General features: G+C 34.7%; 18 protein-coding genes. 1 reads left to right on the top strand and 17 read right to left on the bottom strand.

Annotated elements, in window-relative coordinates:
• Positions 1–58: 58 nt before the first annotated feature.
• From FC66_RS01785 to recX, 16 genes are all read right to left on the bottom strand, one after another.
• Positions 59–688: a LysM peptidoglycan-binding domain-containing protein gene (locus FC66_RS01785; protein WP_057973666.1), complete on the bottom strand. Its 630-nt coding sequence runs from the start codon at positions 686–688 to the stop codon at positions 59–61.
• 24 nt (positions 689–712) lie between these two features.
• Positions 713–2,167 (bottom strand): ATP-binding cassette domain-containing protein, encoded by a 1,455-nt coding sequence (locus FC66_RS01780; RefSeq protein ID WP_057973665.1) that lies wholly within the window; start codon positions 2,165–2,167, stop codon positions 713–715.
• Between the two features lie 165 nt (positions 2,168–2,332).
• The gene (locus FC66_RS01775; RefSeq protein ID WP_057973664.1) at positions 2,333–3,559 is read right to left on the bottom strand and encodes a CDP-glycerol glycerophosphotransferase family protein; all 1,227 of its coding nucleotides are present in this window, start codon (positions 3,557–3,559) and stop codon (positions 2,333–2,335) included.
• A gap of 56 nt (positions 3,560–3,615) precedes the next feature.
• Entirely contained in the window at positions 3,616–4,008 is a 393-nt protein-coding gene (gene tagD, locus FC66_RS01770) for a glycerol-3-phosphate cytidylyltransferase (RefSeq protein ID WP_057973663.1), read from the bottom strand.
• A 65-nt stretch (positions 4,009–4,073) separates the two neighbouring features.
• Complete coding sequence (locus FC66_RS01765; protein WP_338131898.1) at positions 4,074–5,156, bottom strand: AI-2E family transporter; 1,083 nt, start codon at positions 5,154–5,156, stop codon at positions 4,074–4,076.
• 209 nt (positions 5,157–5,365) lie between these two features.
• Positions 5,366–8,800: a CDP-glycerol glycerophosphotransferase family protein gene (locus FC66_RS01760; protein WP_057973661.1), complete on the bottom strand. Its 3,435-nt coding sequence runs from the start codon at positions 8,798–8,800 to the stop codon at positions 5,366–5,368.
• A 230-nt stretch (positions 8,801–9,030) separates the two neighbouring features.
• On the bottom strand, positions 9,031–9,573 hold the full coding sequence (gene hxlB, locus FC66_RS01755) for a 6-phospho-3-hexuloisomerase (protein ID WP_057973660.1): 543 nt from the start codon (positions 9,571–9,573) through the stop codon (positions 9,031–9,033).
• A complete protein-coding gene (locus FC66_RS01750; protein ID WP_057973936.1) occupies positions 9,570–10,196 on the bottom strand; it encodes an orotidine 5'-phosphate decarboxylase / HUMPS family protein in 627 nt (208 codons plus the stop codon). The genes hxlB and FC66_RS01750 overlap by 4 nt, the downstream gene beginning before the upstream one ends.
• On the bottom strand, positions 10,196–11,155 hold the full coding sequence (locus FC66_RS01745; protein ID WP_057973659.1) for a sugar kinase: 960 nt from the start codon (positions 11,153–11,155) through the stop codon (positions 10,196–10,198). Before FC66_RS01745 ends, FC66_RS01750 begins: the two co-directional genes overlap by 1 nt.
• 31 nt (positions 11,156–11,186) lie before the next feature.
• A complete protein-coding gene (locus FC66_RS01740; RefSeq protein ID WP_057973658.1) occupies positions 11,187–12,473 on the bottom strand; it encodes a hypothetical protein in 1,287 nt (428 codons plus the stop codon).
• Between the two features lie 3 nt (positions 12,474–12,476).
• Entirely contained in the window at positions 12,477–13,223 is a 747-nt protein-coding gene (locus FC66_RS01735; RefSeq protein ID WP_057973657.1) for a sugar phosphate isomerase/epimerase family protein, read from the bottom strand.
• 18 nt (positions 13,224–13,241) lie between these two features.
• Positions 13,242–13,499 carry a hypothetical protein gene (locus tag FC66_RS01730; RefSeq protein WP_057973656.1) on the bottom strand — a complete coding sequence of 86 codons (258 nt, stop codon included), beginning with the start codon at positions 13,497–13,499 and terminating at the stop codon, positions 13,242–13,244.
• A 212-nt stretch (positions 13,500–13,711) separates the two neighbouring features.
• Positions 13,712–14,692 carry a LacI family DNA-binding transcriptional regulator gene (locus FC66_RS01725; RefSeq protein WP_057973655.1) on the bottom strand — a complete coding sequence of 327 codons (981 nt, stop codon included), beginning with the start codon at positions 14,690–14,692 and terminating at the stop codon, positions 13,712–13,714.
• Between the two features lie 163 nt (positions 14,693–14,855).
• Entirely contained in the window at positions 14,856–15,413 is a 558-nt protein-coding gene (gene ntdP, locus FC66_RS01720; protein ID WP_057973654.1) for a nucleoside tri-diphosphate phosphatase, read from the bottom strand.
• Between the two features lie 83 nt (positions 15,414–15,496).
• Positions 15,497–16,618, bottom strand: coding sequence for an A/G-specific adenine glycosylase (gene mutY / locus FC66_RS01715; protein WP_057973653.1), 1,122 nt, complete (start codon positions 16,616–16,618; stop codon positions 15,497–15,499).
• Positions 16,615–17,424, bottom strand: a complete 810-nt coding sequence (gene recX, locus FC66_RS01710) for a recombination regulator RecX (RefSeq protein ID WP_057973652.1) — start codon at positions 17,422–17,424, stop codon at positions 16,615–16,617. Before recX ends, mutY begins: the two co-directional genes overlap by 4 nt.
• Before the next feature lie 106 nt (positions 17,425–17,530).
• Between recX and rlmD the strand changes: the two genes are divergently transcribed.
• Entirely contained in the window at positions 17,531–18,931 is a 1,401-nt protein-coding gene (rlmD, locus tag FC66_RS01705) for a 23S rRNA (uracil(1939)-C(5))-methyltransferase RlmD (RefSeq protein WP_057973651.1), read from the top strand.
• 122 nt (positions 18,932–19,053) lie between these two features.
• Here the strand turns inward: rlmD and FC66_RS01700 are convergent, their stop codons facing one another.
• Positions 19,054–20,631 (bottom strand): 6-pyruvoyl-tetrahydropterin synthase-related protein, encoded by a 1,578-nt coding sequence (locus FC66_RS01700; protein ID WP_479427141.1) that lies wholly within the window; start codon positions 20,629–20,631, stop codon positions 19,054–19,056.
• Between the last annotated feature and the right edge of the window lie 387 nt (positions 20,632–21,018).

The raw sequence follows: 21,018 nt of genomic DNA, 5'->3' as shown, positions 1-21,018 counted from the left end.
CATTTATTTTTAATTTACCAAATAGTATACACTAATTAATAACTAACGCTCGAAATACTTATTGATTATCTGTTGTCGTATCGCTACTTGAACTTGATGCATCTGCCGTTGAGTTAGAATCTGAAGTCGTTGTTGTGTTATCAGATCTTGTATTAGTATACGTTTCTGTATCCGTGTTTGTATCTGAACTCGTTGTGTCAGAGCTTGACGCGTATGCACGACCACTTCCAGCAACAACTTTGAGTACTTGACCGGGTCTTAATGTCGTATTTTCCATATCATTCAATGAGACCAGCGCCTTCACTGACATACCATGATTAGCCGCAATGGATGATAATGAATCACCATAAACAACTGTTATTGTATCTGTATCAATATCAGAACTAGATGATGACGAAGACGTTTTTGTTGATGATTTTTTACTTTCTTTTGATTCGGTTTTTTTCTTTTTTGGTTTTTCTTTTTTAGATTCTGAACTAGAGCTTTTTTTATCTTCTCCGTATTTTGCCTCAGCTAATTTTTGTTGTTCGGCGTATTCCTTTTTTTGTTGAGATTCCGACCCAACCTGACCGCGACTAGCTACCCATTCGACCATATCTCGACCAGATTTTGTACTGGCTAAGATTGTCCCACCACCAACACACACAACGACAACAATACTAACAATTACTTTAGTTCTTAATTTCATAACTTCCTCCGAGTTAACTCATATTTATTTAGGTACTTTTATTTTTTGACCTATGTGTAAAAGATTTGACGATAAGCTATTAATATCCATTAATTTATCACTGGTTGTATCATTATCAGTCGCAATACTTGATAAGCTATCGCCATCGCCAATTTCAACTGTTTTTGTATCAATTTTACTGATACTTTCTTTCTTCTCAGAGCTTTCCTTTTTTACGGACTCGGAACTAGCCGCCTCTTCGGATGATACCTTGGCCGCTTCAGACACCCTGGCCGCCTCGGCCCGAGCGATAGACTCGTTCTTTTGTTTTACCGAAGAACTACTGGCCGCTTTAATTGAGGCAATTTTTTTAGAAGAATCTGCTCCTTTTTTTGACACATCGGATGCACTAATTGACTTGGCAATGGCTAATTCTTTCACCTTGATAGATGATTTTTGCCGACTATCAACCGATATGGACTCTTGTTTAGCATTATTCGTTTGGATATACTTTGCGGAAACTGTCCCCGCAACTGCCAAAATTAAGATGCCAATCAACACTAAAGCCAATTTACTATGGTTTTTCTTCTTTTTCTTTTTTGATTCATATTTTGCATTATCAAACGCTTGCCCGTTATAAAATGCTTCTCGCCGCCGCAATTCAACTGAACGGGGCATATCGGGATCAAAATGCGTTTCTTTATACTGTGTATATAATGCCTCTACATTAAATGATTTACGTTCAGCATCACGTTCTTTATCATATTCAGTTCGTTTTTCGTCAGTTAGTCCATCATACCAGGCAACGAAATCCAAATAACTCATAACGACATTCTCTGATTCGCCAATATCCATTAGTTGACCATTCTGGATCCATGCAATTCTATTCGTTAAAAATTCCATTTGTTGTAAATCTTGGCTGGCAAGGACAAACGTTTTACCCTCAGTTTGTAAGCTTTTAATCTTATCAACAGTTTTCTGATAAAAAATATCATCAAGTGCTGATAAAACACCATCCAAAATAATAATATCGGGTTCAATAAAAAAGGCCATTGCCAATTCAACTCGCGCACGCATATCAGGCGAATAGTCCTCAATCTTACTTTCTTTTAAGACACCTAAATCAGCAAACTTCAAAACGTTACTTAACGTTTGATCACTATTTTTATAATCAATACTTGAATCAGTAATTGCATCCTGAATATTCTGGACAGCTGTCTTATCCCGTCTCAGTTGGGTTTCATACGAGACAATCGTCGTATTTCCGGCCATTGTTAAAAATCCTGTCGTTTGTTTTGCTTTTCCGGCAAGAATTTCAGATAAGGTAGATTTCCCCGAACCACCCATTCCAATAATACCAAAAAATTCGCCACGATAAATATCGAAAGAGATTCCCCTTAATGCCCAATAAACATCTTTCGAGTCTTTATCTACTTTTCGATTTTTCTTACTTTTGATACCTTTTGTAACGTACTCTAATCGAATTTTATAGTCTTCCATTTTACCACCATTAAGTCACTCAATTATTTTGTTTCACAACAACCTGTACACAATTACGCTTATATAATTTTACCATTAATCACCAAAAATTAACATCTTATCCGGTCTATTGGTCATTATATTTAAAAAAATAAAAAGCATGTTCTCCTTTTCAGATGAACATACTTACTTTCCTAAGATAATATCAGAAACTTTTTGTGATGCTTTCCCATCATCCCACTCAATAAACTTATCTTGAAATGCTTTAAATCGTTTCTCGTAACCGGGATATTGGTTATTTTCGGTATAGATGTCCAATTGTTTATAGAAATCTGCCTCTGTTTGAATGACTGGTCCTGGTGCTTCCGATTCAAAATCAAGATAGAATCCTCGAAGTTCGTCACGATAATGATCCAAATCATAACAATAAAACAGCATCGGACGATTTAAATTAGCAAAATCAAACATAACTGAAGAATAATCAGTGATCAACATATCGCTCATTAGGTACAACTCGGTAATGTTTTCATCTGCCATAATCTTGACACGATCTTCAAACCCACTAATATCAATGCTATTCTTAACCAAATAATGTGGGCGCATAATTAAAATCGTATCATCAGACACATGTTTAAAGAATTCTTCAAACAAAAAAGCTAATTTAAATTTATAGACGCCTTCACGGTAGAAACTATCATCACGCCATGTAGGCGCATAGAGTATAACTTTCGCATTTTCATTTCCCAAGTAAGTTTTTTTCAGAGTCTTAATCTCTTTTTCGTTATTGTTTGTATATAAGATATCGTTCCTTGGATAACCGATGTCTAACGATTTATTTTCAAATGCAAATGCGCGTTCAAAAATTATTTTTGAATATTGATTAGGCGCAATTAAATAATCCCAACGTGCCGTTTCAATTTTAAAATTATCATGGTACTTTTTGGTTGTTGTACCTGGCATCGTCACATTATCCATATCAAGAGCCAGATGTTTTAACGGTGTTCCATGCCACGTTTGAATATACGTCGTCTTTTTATTTTTTAACCACCAGATTGGTAATCTCGAATTAATGACCCAAAAATCTGCTCTCGCCATTTTGATGGTCCACTTAACACCAAATCGCTTCAGCAGCTTGATATCTGGGTATTGTTCTTTTAACGTTTGGTAGACCCCTGGTTTAACGCTAAAATAAAGCCCATCTATTTCTGTGCCCATGTCAGCTTTAACCTGTTTATAAATAGCCATCGGATTATCATTAATATCTCGTCCGTTAAAACTTTCAAATATAATTTGATTTTTTTTAATAGGAAATTTAATCATAATATCATTCAATATTATTAAAACTTGACGACCAATTCGCTTAATAATATTTTTATTGATGACTTTCTTAACAATTACCTTTATTTTATGCATTTTTTAATTCCTTTCGCTAAAAAGACGCAAAATATTTTCATATTTTACGTCTTTTTTTATAGATTCATGCCTAAATCTTTCTTGATTTTAGTCGTTGAGATACCATCTGTTCTTGGTAAATAAACAACTTCACAATAATCACTTAAAAAGTCAAATTTACCTTTCCAATCGTCGCCCATGACAAACGTATCAATATGATTATCAACGACATCACCAATTTTTTGATCCCATTCAGTTTCCGGAATCACTTCATCTACATACTTAATTGCTTCTAAAATAAATTTACGATCTTCATATGACGTATAAGCTTTTTTGCCTTTAATTGCGTTAAACTCATCCGTTGAGATACATACTGTTAAATGATCACCCATTGCTTTAGCACGTTGTAAAATTCGCACATGTCCCTTGTGTAATAAATCAAAGGTTCCATAAGTAATTACTTTTTTCATGATATTCTCCCTCATCGGTATTAATAATAACTCATTTTAGCATAAAATTGTAACCGATGTCTGTCTTATTTTTCTTGTAATCGTCTAATTTCAAAAAAGTATTGTACGACCACTTTTATTACTGCATATAATGGAATACCTAATATCATGCCTGGCAATCCGGCTATATTCCCTGCAACTAACAATAACACAATAATTGTCAAAGGGTGAATATTTAAGGATTTACCAATAACATTAGGGTACACAAAGTTACCATCAATTTGTTGCACAATTAACACAACAATAATAACAAAGACAATCATTTGAGTAGACTGTGTTACCGCAATAATCAACGCGGGAAAAATCCCAATATAAGGTCCGATATACGGAATGACATTCGCGAGACCAGCCATAACGCCCAGTAATAAAATGTATGGCATCCCAATAATTGAATATCCAATCGCGGTAAACACACCGACGAAAAGACACTCAATTGCTTGTCCGCCAATATATGCAGATATCGTATCGCCCATTCGTCCTAATAACTCAACAAGTTCATCACCATGCTTTTCTGGAACAAGTTTTTTAAGAGTTGGTACTAATTTATGACCGTCCTTCAACATATAGAACAACATAACAGGTACTGTAAGTGCAACGATTGTGACGGTAGTTGCGACGCCGATCATTGACCCAATAGAGTTTGTTAAGTTTGTAGCAATTGATTGGAAGTAAGTACCCATAGAATTTTCAAATTGTTTGAGGTAACTATTAAAATCAATTTCTTTGAACCAAGCATAATTATTTAAATGATTAAAAGTATCTGTAGACGAATCAGTAACTGCCTTCGCATAACCTGGTATATTCGTCACTAACTGACCCAACTGAGTCATTAATCTAGGAATCAGATAACCTACTAGTGCAACCAGAACGACAGCTAAAAATAGAAAAAGGATTGCTACCGCCCCAGTCCTAGAAATACCGAATTTCTTAATTTTAACTTTCATTAAAAACTTAATAACTGGATTAAATAAGTAAAATAAAAATCCAGATATGATAATTGGCACAAAAAGTGTCGAAATAAATATCCCTATAGGACTGAATAAAAAACTTATTTTAGTACAAGTCCACACTAAAGCAGCCAGAATTAATAACTCGAGCGACCAAAACATTAATCTTGAATTTTTTAACCGATTTAACATATGAATTCCCCTTTAGTCGTATCTAACTATCTCATAATAATATCACCGTTTAGCAGTAAATTAAGGGCCCCATACAAAAAGAGAACCCCACTTTCCCGTTGCCAACTAACAGCCTAAAGAAAGGAGTTCCTTCATGTCTAAAAATACTTAATTTTTCTTTAGAAGTAGCTACTAAACACCTATTTTATAATTCTCTTAACAACCTGTTCAGACGCCGTTCCTTTATCATATTGAATGAATTTTTCGTCAAAGGTTTCAATTTTATTCTTATATTTATCAAAATAACGATCAATATCGTTAATTTCCCCAATAAGGGCATCGGTATTCCTAATGAATGCACCAGGAGCCTCTTCCTCGAAATCAAAGTATAGTTCTCTTAGGTTATCTTTGTAATTATCGTAGTCATACGCGTAGAAAAGCATAGGCTTTCTTAGAAGCGCAAAATCAAACATCACAGATGAATAATCCGTAATCATCATATCAGAAACTTTATATAGGTCTCTGATATCACTATTATTTGATAAGTCAATTGCAAAATCCTCAATCCCTTCTAACGAGTAACTAGGGATTGAAAAATGATGCAACTTAATGACAAAAACATACTCATCTGAAAACTGTTCTTTTAGCTCGTTTAGGTCTATAGGCATTGCATATTTACCTTTAGACCGCCAAGTAGGCGCATAAAAAATAATCTTTTTGTCTAACGGTAACCCATATTTTTTTAAAATATCATTCTTTTCATTCTGGGTTGTCGGTATAAATAAACTATCATTTCTTGGGTACCCTACGTTTAAAAATGTTTTGTCAAATAGGTAGGCAGATTTAGCAATATCAGCTACATAATCACTTGGAACTGTTAAATAATCCCATCGAGAATTACGTTCAATAAAACCTTCTCTTGCCGAATCTTTAATTTCCCCAGGATTATCAAAGCCAAGTTTTTTAAGCGGTGTCCCATGCATTGTTTGGACTTCTACTGCATTTTTACGTTTATCATAATGGTTGGGAAAATTAACATTGTTAAAGAAATATTTTCCACGCGCTAATGTATAAAAGTACATGAACGAATTTTTACGATAAACTTTTGCGTTAATATCGCTGAAGTCCTTCAACACATTCTTTACAAAGACAACATTTTTTATGTCTGGACGATTAGCTTGAACGTACTCTAAAATTGCTTTAGGATTATCGCTGAATTCTCTACCCCAGAAAGATTCATATACGGCCGTTTTTTTCTGAATAGGCAATAATCTCATCAATGGATAAACTAATTTAGCTAAAATCATCTGTTTTCGAGGACTATTATCTAGTACTCCCCATGATTGTTTAATATTTAAGAAGATTGTTGAACTGTTGAAACTATATTTAATGATATATTGTCTTTTACTATCTTTAATCCGTAATTCATCTAGCGTTTTTCTAAAAACGTAAAGTTCTTCTTCATTATTATTCACGCTAATAGTAACTGAAAAAGAATTGTCAAAAGTTTTAAAAACAGTATTGGGATCAAATATGAACGTTAATATTTTAGTTAACCCATCCGTCTTCAATTCATTAGCCTTAATAATAAAATTATCTTTTTCACCAGTAAATACCAGTTCTGCTGAATCTTTTGACACGATGGCGTTTGCGGTATCCAAATACATGATATTGATAGAGAAACTCTTTTTAATTGCTTCAACTTTTTCAACTATAAACTGAGGTTGATCAATCGATAATACTAGGCCGCCCTCTAAGGTATTGAAAATAGATAATTGCTTATCTGAGATGCCATACACTCTATTAATTAATTTAGGATCAAGTGAAACAGGGTTTTCAGAATCAGAGTAAATGTACAATTTAGAAAAATCTAGTTCACTAATTTGTTCCTTCGTGATAGTAGCCTTAAAGTTACCATTATCATCAGAAAGCATATCTGTTTCAAATATACGATTTCGTGAACTATCTTCAGCAAATAGTTTCTTTCTATTCGCTACGCACCTACCTGTAAATTCAATACCATTATTAGTTTTATTAACTGCTTCAATAACAACTGGAGCGGCACTCTTTTTAAATTCAAGTTCCCATTTTATATTATAGCTTGGCGTAACAACGTAGTCGTCCATTAATTGATAGTGAGGCTTAGTCGATAACCCCTTCTTAGGCGAATTTAAAATAGCATTTTTTTCGACGCCATTAATATTGTATTTAACAGATAGATAATACGATTTATTCGGATGCATTTGTGGCATTAAATCCTTGATTGGTAACGTTAATTCAAACTTAGAGTAATTATAGTTATCTTTAAGGTAGGGCATCTTATGTTTCTTACTGAAGCTACTTTTTCGTAACGTCATCATTGGATTAAATTTAGTAGAAACAGGGTTGGAAATTTCAATTTCTTGTGTATCATCGCTATTCACTAATGCTACTGAAACTGAAATATCTTTCTTATGTTTCTCTGAGATTCCCCATAGGAATGTCGTCCAACTAAGTTTGAACACATCATTGTCCCAATATGCTTCCTCAATATCCATGTTAACTCGAAATTCTTCTTTTGATACATACCGGTCATTAGGCGCTAAAACCTCTTTATAAGGATAATTATAGCTATATCCTTGTTCAGATTTATGTGGTTTATACTTACTTAATTTGAGTTGTCGAACAGAATCTTTAAATTCTTCAATTTTATTTTCAACAATTAATTGGTACTGAATCCTGTTTTTTAAAGCAATTTTTAAAAAAACTTCTTTCGAAATTTTAGGAAAGTACTCTTGAATGGTACTAAAAAAGATTGCTTGGTAATCCTCATCGACATCGTTCATGAGGTACATATAAAGTGGAAAATCGAATTGGAAATTTTTATAATCAAAAATATCATTTAAGGATTGTGAAATATTTTGTTTAGCAAAAAATTGGCGAACACTATTAATTGCTTTCATACGATCGCTAAAGTTATCAATAGAACTTCTTTGTTGCGTGATTGAACTATCACCAGCATCGCGAGCACGCCACTTATAAGTAATATCCGTTAAGATATCCACTTTTTTGGCCATCGCGTGCGCAGGAATAGAGACTGGAATATCTTCATATAACATCCCCTCAGGAAATTTAAAATCATTCTCCCGCCAAAAGTTGATATTAAAGACTTTATTCCATGCAGTCGTATCATTAATTAATTCAGGGGTATCATGAATGTTAGTTCCTACCATGTCTTCCCTAAAAATACGTTTATGTAAGACAGATCCGTAACTTTTTCTAGAATTAAATCGAACAACATTTCCAATAATGAAATCAGAATGTGACTTTTCAATAATATTTAACATTTTTTCATAAGAATTATCCGGGATAATATCATCCGAGTCGACAAACGTTAGGTAGTCTCCGGTCGCTGCTGCAGCTCCAGAGTTCCTTGCATATCCTAACCCACCATTCTTTTGATCCAATAATTTATAATTTTCGTATTTATCCTCATAACGCTTGGCAATTTCTCCAGAGTTATCCGTTGAACCATCGTTCACCATGATAACTTCATAATTATCGATTCCTTGTACTAAAAAAGACGATAAACATTCTTCGAGATAATTACTAATATTATAAATTGGGACAACAATTGAAAGCTTTTTTTCATTCATACTTTGGATTCTCCTAAATTGTATTCTAGTTTACACATGTGAGTATTATATCATACTTTACTTTCCAATAAATTCAGTTTATGGGCCTTTAAGCCACTCGCGTAACGCTCTCAACAAATAGTCAACGCTCTTTTTCATCTGAACTTTTTTAAAATAAAAGAGTAATACAGACTATAAATGATCATAGTCTGCATTACTCTTTTAACGCTTAATTGTAAGACATCTTTATTTTATTCCATATTACTATGTGTCGCCTTAGCCTGGTCGTTAGATACGTTATCTCTACGACTAACCTTTAACACCAGGGCATCCATCGTAATATGCACACTTTGATCGAACAATGTACTCAATAATTGAATTGATTTTACACTGTTGTCAGCCTTCGTTGCGCCTGGAACAACAATCACCGCATCTGAAACTTGAGCTAGCGGAGATGTTCCATTACTTGTAAGTCCAATCACCTTAACACCAATTTTTTTGGCACTTTCTGTTGGTTCAAGAACACTTTTAGTTGTTCCTGATCCGGAAACAGACACTAGTACATCCCCTTTTGCGATTGATGGTGTGATAGTTTCACCAATTACGAAAACGGTATAACCAATATGCATTAAACGCATTGCAAAACCTTTTGCCATAAGCCCAGAACGACCAGCACCTAAAATGAAAATTCTTTTATCTTTTGTAATCAACTTTTCAGCATTGTTTAATTGATCATCACTAACCTGTCCAATAACCGAATTTATTTCATCCATTATTTCATTAAGTAAACTCATTTAATAACCTCCATAAATTTTTTCGCCATCTCCACTGGTGTCTCATTATTCATTATTTTACCACCAACAATAATTCTTTCAACAATTCTTTGCTTCGCCAATCTGCTTGCCTGTTCAATATCAATGCCACCAGCAACCGCAATATTTTTAATATTGGGAAAGTTGTTATGAAATTGTTCAACAGCTTTAACCGCGTCAAAATCTTGATTCTTATTATCATGTGAATAATGCAAGCCAAAAATTGCTTTATCAAATTGTCGCAATTCTTCAATTTTTTCATCGTTAACTGCCAACAAATCTATTAACATTTTTTTCTCTTGATTAACCGTTAATGCATAAACTTGTTCAATTGTATCAATTGATGAACTTGCCATAACGGTTAACGTATCTGCACCCGCAGTGAAGCCTTTTTCGAATTCATAAGTACCCTCATCGATCGTTTTTAAATCGAATAAAACTTCTGATTGTTTGATACGTGAAACAATTGATTTCAATGAATCCATGCCATAGTCCTTAATTAGGGAAGTCCCAACCTCAATTACATCAACAATACCGTCCAACTTAATAACACTGTTCTGAAACTCTTCTAACGTAACGCGATCAATTGCAACTTGTAGTTTCATCATTCTTGTACCCCTTCTTTTTTATAAAATTCTTGTAACTCTTCGGGCGTTGGGTAACCATCATTATCTCCTGGCGTCTGAACTTGAAGCGCACCAACCGCATTTCCTCGTAAAACAGCTGATTCCATTGATTTATTTTCCAACAGTGCTGTAATGACACCTAGTGCAAATCCATCCCCCGCGCCTACAGTGTCTACAACTTTATCAACCTTGAACCCTTTAATTGTTTTTGTGCTTCCATCTTTATTTTTGATAAAAGCGCCGCTTGCTCCTATTTTAACAATAACCGTCTTTGTTCGTTCCCCTTTTAAATAAAAGTCGGCAATCGCTTCTGGATCATCGCTGCCCATCAGAATTTTACCTTCTTCAACTCCTGGTAAAACGACGTCTGCATAACTTGCCAGTTCGTTAACTGTTGAAACCATATAATCCTTACTTTTCCACAATGTTGGTCGTAGATTGGGATCAAACGTAATAAATTTTTTGTTATCCACAAGCCTTGTTAACAAAGTTCTAAATGTTTTTTCGGCGATATCTGAAATGGCGGGGAAAATACCAGACATATGCGCAATCTTTACGTCATCCAAATTAATTGCATCAATTCGATCACTTGTTAAATGTGCAGCAGCCGATCCTTTACGATAGTTAAATGTCTCGGGATCTCCAGTGGACACTAGTTGTTTCAGTTGATGACCAGTCCAATGATTTTCACTTTCACTGATATAGTCAATGCCGACACCATGTCCAGAAATGACGCTCTTTGCGTATTGTCCAAAAGGCTCTGTTCCAACACGAGATACATACTCAACATCATGTCCCAGCCGTTTAACTCCAATTGCCACATTTAGTTCAGCACCACCTAATATTTTTAAATAATTAACTGATTCCGACAAACTTTGATCCATATCTTTTGATGCAAACGTAATAATTGGTTCTCCAATTGTTATAACTTCACTCATTATGTTTTCTTCCCTTCACGTCTTTTTTATTTTAACCGAAAAAGTAATAAACTAAAACTTCATTAATAATAGAAACAAACCACATAATTGGGACGCCTCGTTTTAATAAATCTTTTGATTGGACTTTCATATAATCAAGTCCCCAAACATTCCACGATTGTGTAATTCCCGTTGAAACTGCAAGAAGTGCTGGCACATAAAGTAAAGGTAATAAAAATGCATCATTGAACAATCCAGTTCCCGAAAGAACTGCAGCAGTCGCAGCACCAGCGCCCCATACATGTAAGGGACCTCTAAATAAAGCAAGTGGCGCTAATATGCCAAAAACAATAGCTAAAATCAAATGATTGTGGGGTAGTATCATGCTAAACATAGACTGAAATCTAACGGCATTCAATTGGGCGGCACCGGCGAACATAACTAATGCCATTAAAAACATAATTAAACCTGCGATATCACCAATTGCTTTTTGAATGGTACTATTCAAGAATTGAACGAAACTTTTGTACCCTTTCATATTTCCGGTCACAAGAATAGCAAACAACGTTGCTAATGTCAGTCCAGGGATGGCATCCCAACCAAATACCATATTCATCACAACAGGAATAATTGGGGCTATGAAGGCTATTTTAGGAATATGACGACCTTCATCATCTTGTTGCGTTTCACCAATAATTTTAAGATTAGCATCAACATTTTCTTGGGTAAACTTCTTACGATGCAACACTAGGAAGATAACAACGGCCATCAATTGAACTACCATTGCGGTCCATCCAAATATTAGATATTGACCGCCGTAAATGGCATTCGGAAAAAATGCTTTAATTTGATTGAATAAAACAACATTAATATACATGGGTGCACCAATTGACATTACGAAGGCAGTCAAGGCGATATCCCTTGGAATACCAAGAGATAACATAATTGGAAGTAGAATAACCCCAATAGCAATGACAGAACCAACTCCGTATGCGCTTACAAATATAAACGCTGTAACGAAAACAATCAGAATTGCGGCTATCAAGGGACGTTTCTTCCCCACTTTTTTTGTTGCTTCTGAAATTGCGGGTGCGATTCCACTATCGACCAGAACCCTACCAAACCATGACCCAAATGCAATATAGATAATAGTTGGTCCATAGTTCAGAGCGGGCTCGGCAAAAACTTTTTGAACAGCTTTATCAAACGGAATTTGGCCAATAACGGACCATAGAATTGCCATTACGAAAAAGCCAATCATAATATTTCCACCCTTTAAAATATAAACGATGAAGCCAACGAAAGTAACTAGTAACAGAATCGGTATTAGCGTTTCCATAATTTACTCCTCGATTTCTTTTTTTAGTAGTGTAATTTGAGACTGAATAAGGGCTTTAGTATCCATTGGAAATTCAAGTGCAAAAGCCACATTTTTTGGTAAGTGTTTCAAAATAACACGCCAATTAAACATTCCTTCATCTAAATTTGCAGATGTTACTAAACTACCATCATTATTAATGACATTTTTTAAATGAATATAATCTGTATACTGCGATAATGAGTCTGCACTCTTAAGTGCATCTTGCTTCGTAAATGCCCAGTTACCAAGATCATAAACGTAACCGACTGGTATATCATGTTGTTTGGTACTCTCTAAAAATGTTACCAACGCTTCAACACTTCCACTTAATTCAGTTTGATCATTTTCAACATTCATCTTGATTTTATCTAATGGAAATGTGCTTAACGCCTGTTTTAGATCTCCTGTAAATGCGGCAAAATTTCCAATATTAAATTTAATTTTTTTTATGCCCATAATTAATCCTTCTTCAAAGTACATAGCTAATTTAGGATTTAACATACCATTGTCTAAAAATACTTGATCTGGGACACTATAATTTATTAATAGCTTATATTGCATCGCTTTTTTCGCAACAATTGGTAACTCTACAGCTAAATCTTTAAAATACTCACGTCTAACTTCAATACCATCAACGTCCAATTTTGAAACGCGATCAATTAGTTCGTCCTGCTTGACTCCATTTTTTACATCATTTTCAAAAATCCATGTATTTAAGATAACTGTCATTATTTTTCTCCCCCGATATTAATATTTATTGAGTTTCTTTACCCGACTCATCAATGTTTCAAAATTCATATCTTCAAATTTTTCTTCATTGTTGTTATCAAAATTTTCTCGTTCAATTTCGTTGAAATTTTCCGCTAAGTAATAGGCCGTTAAGTATGCAGCAAGAAAATTTTTTGCCGTTTTAACCATATTTTCGTCTTCAAACTTGGATTCTACAGTTGTTGAAGCAAACCCTAATGCAAATTTATCTACATCTAAAAAAGTTCTTTTATCCATTTTTAGCGCCTCCAATTAGTTTATATAGATGTCCTAAAATTAATTAGGTAAACGTTTACACGACATATTATATATACTTATTTTAAATAATGCAAGGGTTAAAATCAATTAAATTCCAAGAACTTAGGTAAACGTTTACACAACGGCCTTTTCAATTTATATTTCTTTACAAAAATAGACTTGCCATTAAAGGTAAGTCTATTTCCAATTGTCTATTTAAATTCAGCAGGAATAATTATTTTTTTATTTTTGGTTACTATCTCGCCGTTTAATTCATTCAACAATAATTCTGCTGCACTAGCACCCAATAGAAATGGGTTTTGATTAATTAATGATGTTCCCGGATTAATGGCTTTAATAACTTCAGTATCAGAAAAACCTGTCACCGCCACTTGTTGGTTAGCCATAAACCCGTCAGCCATAATTTTAGGCAAAAGGTGCAATAACCAGCGCTCTTTTAGTGCAAATATAACGGTTCTTTTATCATCGCGTATCAATGTATTCTTCAGCTTATCATAGGTATGACTTAATTTAGTATCTGCACTTGGTACCTCCATCAAAATGGCATCGGAACTTACGGACCTAATTCCGCTGTATCGTTCTTCTCGAGTCGAGACTCCAGATAACTCGCCAGTTATAACAATTACTCGCTCAAACCCTTGATTCATATAATATTTTGTTACCTGTTGGCTAATGTCAAAATTATTCGTGACAACGTTAGCTAAATTCGAATCGGATAGCTCACGATCAACAATAATTGTTGGTAGATTTCTTTTGACCGCAACTCGTAAATCCGCTTCTGTTTTAAGCATCGGTTGCATAATTAAGCCATCAAATGATTTTTCACCAATAATTTTAAGTATCCCTTGCTCTCTATTCTTATCAGTGTCAGAATCAAACAAAACGGCTGTATAGCCTTGAGCATCCAGGATAGAGCTAATTCCCTTAAACATCTCAGTAGCAAAATAATCGTCTACATCTGCCACAATTGTGGCAATCATTCGACTTTTTTTTGTAATCATTTGGCGTGCAGCGTCATTAGGCACATAATTTAATTCCTTAATTGCAGCCTGAACCTTCAATGCAGTTTCTTTAGACATACGTTCTGTTTTCCCATTCAAAAAGCGTGACACAGTTGCAATAGACACGGTTGCCTTGCTGGCAACATCTTTTATATTCGCTTTAGTATTCATTTTTTCATCCATTCATTTAGATATTTTCATTCACACATCTATTATTGTTTCGTAATTACCGTACTTATATGTTACCATATCTCCCAATCTAAGAAGAAAAAAGTTAATAGCTCACAAAAAGAAGAGGTGATTCCACAAGAATACATGGAATCACCTCTTCTCCTTATTTCTTATTCTCACGTTCCGCTAGTTCGAGGTAACGATTGTACCAAATATCTATATATTCTTTAGAAAATGGCCCTTTCCCGTTATCTATCCAGTCCACAAGTGTTCGGACATTATGCTTCAATATCTTATCGACATTGTCAGAATATTCCCACTTTTTCCCGTGTTCTGCATATTCATCTACATCCAATAACCGTTTCTCACCATCTGGAAAAACTTTGACATCTAAATCATAATCTATATATTTCAAAGCTTCCTTATCCAACGTGGCCGGTGAAGCCAAATTACAATAATAAGAAACGCCGTTATCACGTATCATGGCTATAATATTAAACCAATAGTGTTTATGGAAAAAAATAATTGCGGGTTCTCTGGTTACCCATCGACGGCCGTCTGCTTCGGTCACTAATGTGTGATCATTACACCCAATAATCATATTCTCACTGGTTTTCAACACCATCGTATCACGCCATGTTCGATGCAAACTACCGTCGTGTTTATAACTCTTTATGGTAATGAAGTCGCCTTCTTTAGGCTCCTTTGACTGATTACTCATCTCTACCAAAACCTACTTTCTAAACACATAGTGCACTTTACATCGATTGCAAGAATAATTATACCAAAAAATAAGCCGTTTTACTAAAATTTATTTGAAGAAAGACTTAAATATCTATCCCAAATTTTCTGTTGCACTTTAGGAACCGCAATTTGATCAAAATCCTTCTCCAGAATGAATTCTCCTGGGAAATAACTTAAATCAAATGCCTTAGTTTTCACAACAAATAGATCAATTAACCATTTTTGATGTGTAAAGGTATGCTTAACCATTTGTCCTTCTAATGGCGAAAAGACGAGTGGTTGATTCAAGTTTTCTTGACTCCATTGATCTAATTTTATGACCAGTTCATCTGTTAATAATTCATCATCCGGTTTTTCTTTCAAATCATCAACTCTAAGTAACGGAAAAGCCAATAAATTGGCGAGCATCCCTTTACTAGAACGTTTCTCAAATAAAAAACCTTTGTCGGTTTCAATCACTAAAGCAGCATAGGCCATTTCAACGGGACGAGGCTTCTTAGATTTTACTGGAAATTCAAGTTCTTTCCCATCTAAATAAGCTTGGTTGAATCGCTTAACCGGTGAATGCTCCGGATCAGGATTTTTAGCGGTCATGTAACTCGAGCCCAAATCCATGATTGCTTGGTTAAAATCACCAGGCCGTTCTTTAGAAATCACTTGTTGAATTACATGTTCAAAAATAACTCGAGTTTGTGGTTTCACAATATCGTCTTCAATCTCAAACAAACGTGAAAATACGCGAAATGCATTTCCGTCAACTGCAGGAACGGCCTCATTAAAAGCAATACTGGCAATAGCACCAGCCGTATATGGCCCAATGCCAACTAAATTTTGTAATTCATTGGCTGTTTGCGGCCATTGACCGGCGTAATCTTGAACAACCTGTTTAGCCGCCTTTTGCATATTTCGAACTCTCGAGTAATAACCAAGTCCTTCCCATGCCTTCAAGATTCGTTCCTCTGGTGCACTCGCAAAGCTTTCGACTGTTGGAAACCAGTCCATAAACCGTTCGTAGTAAGGAATAACTGTGTTCACTTGTGTTTGTTGTAACATGATTTCCGAGACCCAAATATGGTAAGGCTCATGATTCCGGCGCCAAGGTAAATCGCGCTTTTCGCTGTCATACCAAGTTAATAAGGTTTCTTGAAAGTCTTTAATTTTTGCGTCATCCCACATTATCATCCAAGTGCCTCATCTTGTTCTTTCAATTCAATATATTCATTAATATCGTCAAACTGGAACCCTTTTTGGAATAACCCCTGTTTAACTTTCATAGCACGTTGACTACCTTCTAACCCTCGTTGCCGTTTCCAAACCTTATCCCCTTGTTTAACAAGCGCATCCCACTCCGCTTCAGGATCCATCTCAAGTTCTAAGTTATCCATAATTTGTGTGACTTCATCAGATTTAAACCCTTTTGTCATTAATGCTTGGCGAACTTTATTAATTAAATTTCTAAATGATTGATCATGGTAATGTTTAACTAATTTCTCAGCTACTTTGATGCCATTTTCCAATTGTTCATCTACTGGAAATTCTTCTAGTGCTTCGTCGATGCTTTCAACTGCAACACCCTTTAACCGTAATTTCTGGCGAATAACCGTTGGCCCTTTATCAGACGTATGCATCATTGTCCGGACATAACTCTTAGCATATTCAAGATCATTGACTAATCCGAATTCATATAACTTCTCAATCGTCTCTTCAATTGCGTCCTCAGTAATTTCATGTTTCTTCAAGTAATCTTTTATTTCTTTAACCGTTCGCATTTGCGTTGACAAATAATTCAATGCTCTGGAATACGCTTTCGATCGATCATCTGCATCAGCGATTTTTTTAATTAATGCATCGTCCAGTTCCATTCCCTTTGCAAGATGAAACGAAATCAATACTTCTTCACCAATAGGGAAGGCATACTTCTCATCAATAAAGACGTTGTAGCGACCAACACGTTTCTGCGTGGTTATTTTTGTAATTTTTTTTGTCATGTGGACTCCTTTAAATGCTTATCTTGTTATTATATCTTTGAACAGTCAAAATGCCAATATTCCTGTGTTATAATAAGAAAAAAGCAATAAGGAGTTTATAAAAACTATGGCAGACAATCAAGAATTTGGAACAGAAATCGAAGCCGGTTCACGCTTCCCTTTAACTATTAAACGCTTAGGCATTAATGGTGAAGGAATCGGCTACTATAAACGTAAGATTACCTTCGTCCCTGGTGCTCTTCCAGACGAAGTTGTGGTGGCAGAAGTCACTAGTGTATCACCAACTTACATTAACGCTAAAATCCACAAAATTCGTAAACAAAGCCCCGTTCGTGTAGAACCAAAAGATTCAACTTATGGCGAAGTCGGTGGTATCGAATTAGAACATTTAAACTATCAAGGTCAGTTAGATTTCAAAAAAGATGTCATTGTTCAATCTCTAGAAAGATACAAACCACGCGGTTATGAACATTACGATTTAAAACCAACTATTGGTATGCAAACACCTTACGAATACCGTAATAAAGCACAATTCCAAGTTCGCGAACAAGACGGACATGTGATTGCCGGACTCTATAAACCAAAGAGTCATGACTTAGTAGATTTAAAAGAGTTTAGTACACAGCGTCCAACAACAATGCTTGTTATTCGTCATGTTGTTGCGCTACTAGAAGAACTTGAAATTCCTATCTACAATGAAGAAGCCAAATCAGGAATTATCAAAACACTTGCCGTTCGCGAATCATTTGATACGGGTGAAGTTCAATTAACATTCATTACGAATTCATCAAAATTACCTAAGAAACGTGAATTAATCATGCATATTTTGGAAGAATTACCTATGGTAACCTCAGTCATGCAAAATATCAACAAAGGTGAAACATCTCTTGTTTGGGGCGACGAAACAATTAATATTGCCGGCCAGGATTTCATTATGGAACGCCTCGGTAAAATGAAATTCAAATTATCAGCACGTGCTTTCTTCCAATTAAACCCGGTTCAAACTGGCGTTTTATACGACGAAATCAACAAAGCTCTTAACTTAGATAAAAATGAATCATTAGTTGATGCCTACTGTGGTGTTGGTACCGTTGGACTTTATGTTGCTCATGGCGCTAAAGAAGTTCGTGGTATGGATACAACGCCTGAAGCAATCGAAGATGCCAGAGAGAATGCAATTCTTTCGCATCAAGAAAATACCACTTATGAAGTCGGCAAGGCGGAAGATATCTTGCCTAAATGGTTAGAAGAAGGTTTCGTACCAGATGCCTTAGTTGTTGATCCCCCACGTACTGGGTTAGATGATCAATTAATTGAAGCCATCAATAAGAGTCGCCCTAAAAAATTCGTCTATGTTTCATGTAATCCTTCAACACTCGCAAAAGATTTAGAATTATTAACAAAATCATATCGCGTTGATTACATTCAATCAGTCGATATGTTCCCACAAACATCAAAAGTTGAAGCCGTCGTTAAATTATCACGTCGTTCTTCAGTCATTAGATAAATAAATGTCATTCTCATAATATGTAAAAGGACCTGACTCAGAAATTTCTGAGTCAGGTCCTTTTTTATAGTTTAATTAAAAATAAATAATATAATTCGCAATAATTAGCCGTTTATAAATAGTTAGTTATTACGACGCGATTTAACGTAAAAAATAATTATTGATAACACACTTATTACCCAAGCTAATGCAACCACAACTAATCTCAATTTCGTTATCATATCTGAATGATAATTTAAGGTTAATGTATTTTCACCCTTCTTATCTGCTTTTACGGTAGGACTACCGATTGATGATAATTTCACTTGGTCTTTAGAGAGAGCGTGCTTATTTAATGACAATACTGAATTTTCATAGACAACAATTGGTAATCTCTTTAGCTCCCCTTTTGTTTTAGCATTCCACTTGACAACTAACGTACCATTTTTGACCGTCTTTTTTACATTTTTATAATTAGCTATAATTTCTCTTTCATAAGCGGCATAACTATTACTTGGTCTAGTACGATAATCAGGCAAATAATCTGGAGCTGATTTTTCAATTATTTTTAATCCCGAACCTAGATTAGGAGTAGTAAACCCATTGGTAATTTGATTACTACTATAATGTTTTAAAAAATAAATTCCTGATTTTTTAACGATAGGTTGGTCACTATGCCAGAATTCATTACGAATTTGAAGCGATGTATACGCCTGGAATAGAATAAACCCACACCCTATCATTAACCCAATTTCAACATTCTTTCTTAATGATTTTACGGATAAATTAGAAATTGTAGCGCCAAATCCCGCCAGTAATAGGACCATCGCAAATCCATTAAAACGATAAGGAAATTGTAAAAAACTTTGTATTTGTGGAAATGAATCTGATAATCTAGCCCACGGAATCAAGTTTGAAGATAATATTAAAAATATACCCCCGATAATCGTAACAACTTTATTGGCCAATGATATCTTTTCTTTTTTTGAGAAGACAAAAATAATTTGTGCAATAAAAATTACACTCATTACTAAACCTAGGTGTACGTAATCGTAATCGCCCGTTGAAATATTCATTGCCCAGCTAGACATATCATGTTCAGCAAATGGTGAATAGAGAGCGTTTGAAGTAAAGACTTCTAACATAGATCCCCAAACATTAAAGGTGAGGAGTAACGCTAACACCGCTGCTAGAAGACATTTTACTAATAATTTCAGTTTACCAGACGTCTGAAACATACCTACTACAAAGAAAACAACCAAAACAGCAATTGACATAACTGCGCTTAAAACATGAACTTGAATGACTAAAGCAACAGTCAGCGCTAACGGAATAATTTTTAAATCCTCGGCATTATTATTAATCATCTTCAGTCCAGATAATACAACTAACGGCATTAACATAATTCCCCAGGACATAAAGTTTTGATTTGCCTCCCAACCAGTAATCCAAAAACTACCCATAAAAAGGATGGCGGTTAACAACGAAATCTTTTTTGTTGCAGTCATAGCTCTTGATAAAAAATACATCGAATAACCACTTATGAAGAAGAGTAAAAAAGAAGTTAAAATTTGAAATTTTATCCAGCTATGGACGGCTACTAGTATAATTCCTAAAATATATGCGAAACCAGGTCCATATACGGCGTTAACTATCCTTCCGCTTTGTTGAAACCCGTAATTAGACTGAAAAAAATTAAAATTTCCTGTTTTAATTTGCATATATATATCATATATACGGTTAAAATGAAATATTGAATCAGCACCCAAAACAACACTATGATTTAGTATCTGAGGTAAAACCAAAAATAAACTTACGGTAAAAATAGCGATGAATGGCATTCTGTGCTCTTTTAGTTTCTTATACATTATCTTAACTCCCTTAAATTTTTATATCTTTTATGGTAAATCTCTCATCTCTCGTACACCTTCATTTTAACATTACATTATCATTATTCACCAGTACCAATCAAATAAAGGTTTCCTCCGAGAATATTATTAAATTTATGTAAAAAAAGCTGATAACCACAAAATATTATTTTGCAACTATCAGCTCAACTTCACTCAAATCTATTTTATTAGTTGTTGATGTTAACTGCCCATGAAGAT

Origin of the sequence: Dellaglioa algida DSM 15638 (assembly GCF_001434695.1) — a bacterium.
In the GTDB taxonomy this organism is placed as follows: Bacteria; Bacillota; Bacilli; order Lactobacillales; family Lactobacillaceae; genus Dellaglioa; species Dellaglioa algida.
Note: the sequence above shows the minus strand (reverse complement) of the source record. Positions and strands in the feature narration are given on the sequence as shown.

Coding starts and splice junctions, on each gene's coding strand:
- tagD (WP_057973663.1), bottom strand. CDS start 4,008: ATGAAAAAAGTAATTACTTATGGAACCTTTGATTTATTACACAAGGGA.
- hxlB (WP_057973660.1), bottom strand. CDS start 9,573: ATGAGTTTACTTAATGAAATAATGGATGAAATAAATTCGGTTATTGGA.
- ntdP (WP_057973654.1), bottom strand. CDS start 15,413: ATGAGTAATCAGTCAAAGGAGCCTAAAGAAGGCGACTTCATTACCATA.
- FC66_RS01775 (WP_057973664.1), bottom strand. CDS start 3,559: ATGCATAAAATAAAGGTAATTGTTAAGAAAGTCATCAATAAAAATATT.
- FC66_RS01780 (WP_057973665.1), bottom strand. CDS start 2,167: ATGGAAGACTATAAAATTCGATTAGAGTACGTTACAAAAGGTATCAAA.
- FC66_RS01785 (WP_057973666.1), bottom strand. CDS start 688: ATGAAATTAAGAACTAAAGTAATTGTTAGTATTGTTGTCGTTGTGTGT.
- FC66_RS01730 (WP_057973656.1), bottom strand. CDS start 13,499: ATGGATAAAAGAACTTTTTTAGATGTAGATAAATTTGCATTAGGGTTT.
- FC66_RS01745 (WP_057973659.1), bottom strand. CDS start 11,155: ATGAGTGAAGTTATAACAATTGGAGAACCAATTATTACGTTTGCATCA.
- FC66_RS01760 (WP_057973661.1), bottom strand. CDS start 8,800: ATGAATGAAAAAAAGCTTTCAATTGTTGTCCCAATTTATAATATTAGT.
- mutY (WP_057973653.1), bottom strand. CDS start 16,618: ATGATAATGTGGGATGACGCAAAAATTAAAGACTTTCAAGAAACCTTA.
- FC66_RS01750 (WP_057973936.1), bottom strand. CDS start 10,196: ATGAAACTACAAGTTGCAATTGATCGCGTTACGTTAGAAGAGTTTCAG.
- recX (WP_057973652.1), bottom strand. CDS start 17,424: ATGACAAAAAAAATTACAAAAATAACCACGCAGAAACGTGTTGGTCGC.
- rlmD (WP_057973651.1), top strand. CDS start 17,531: ATGGCAGACAATCAAGAATTTGGAACAGAAATCGAAGCCGGTTCACGC.
- FC66_RS01725 (WP_057973655.1), bottom strand. CDS start 14,692: ATGAATACTAAAGCGAATATAAAAGATGTTGCCAGCAAGGCAACCGTG.
- FC66_RS01740 (WP_057973658.1), bottom strand. CDS start 12,473: ATGGAAACGCTAATACCGATTCTGTTACTAGTTACTTTCGTTGGCTTC.
- FC66_RS01765 (WP_338131898.1), bottom strand. CDS start 5,156: ATGTTTTGGTCGCTCGAGTTATTAATTCTGGCTGCTTTAGTGTGGACT.
- FC66_RS01700 (WP_479427141.1), bottom strand. CDS start 20,631: ATGCAAATTAAAACAGGAAATTTTAATTTTTTTCAGTCTAATTACGGG.
- FC66_RS01735 (WP_057973657.1), bottom strand. CDS start 13,223: ATGACAGTTATCTTAAATACATGGATTTTTGAAAATGATGTAAAAAAT.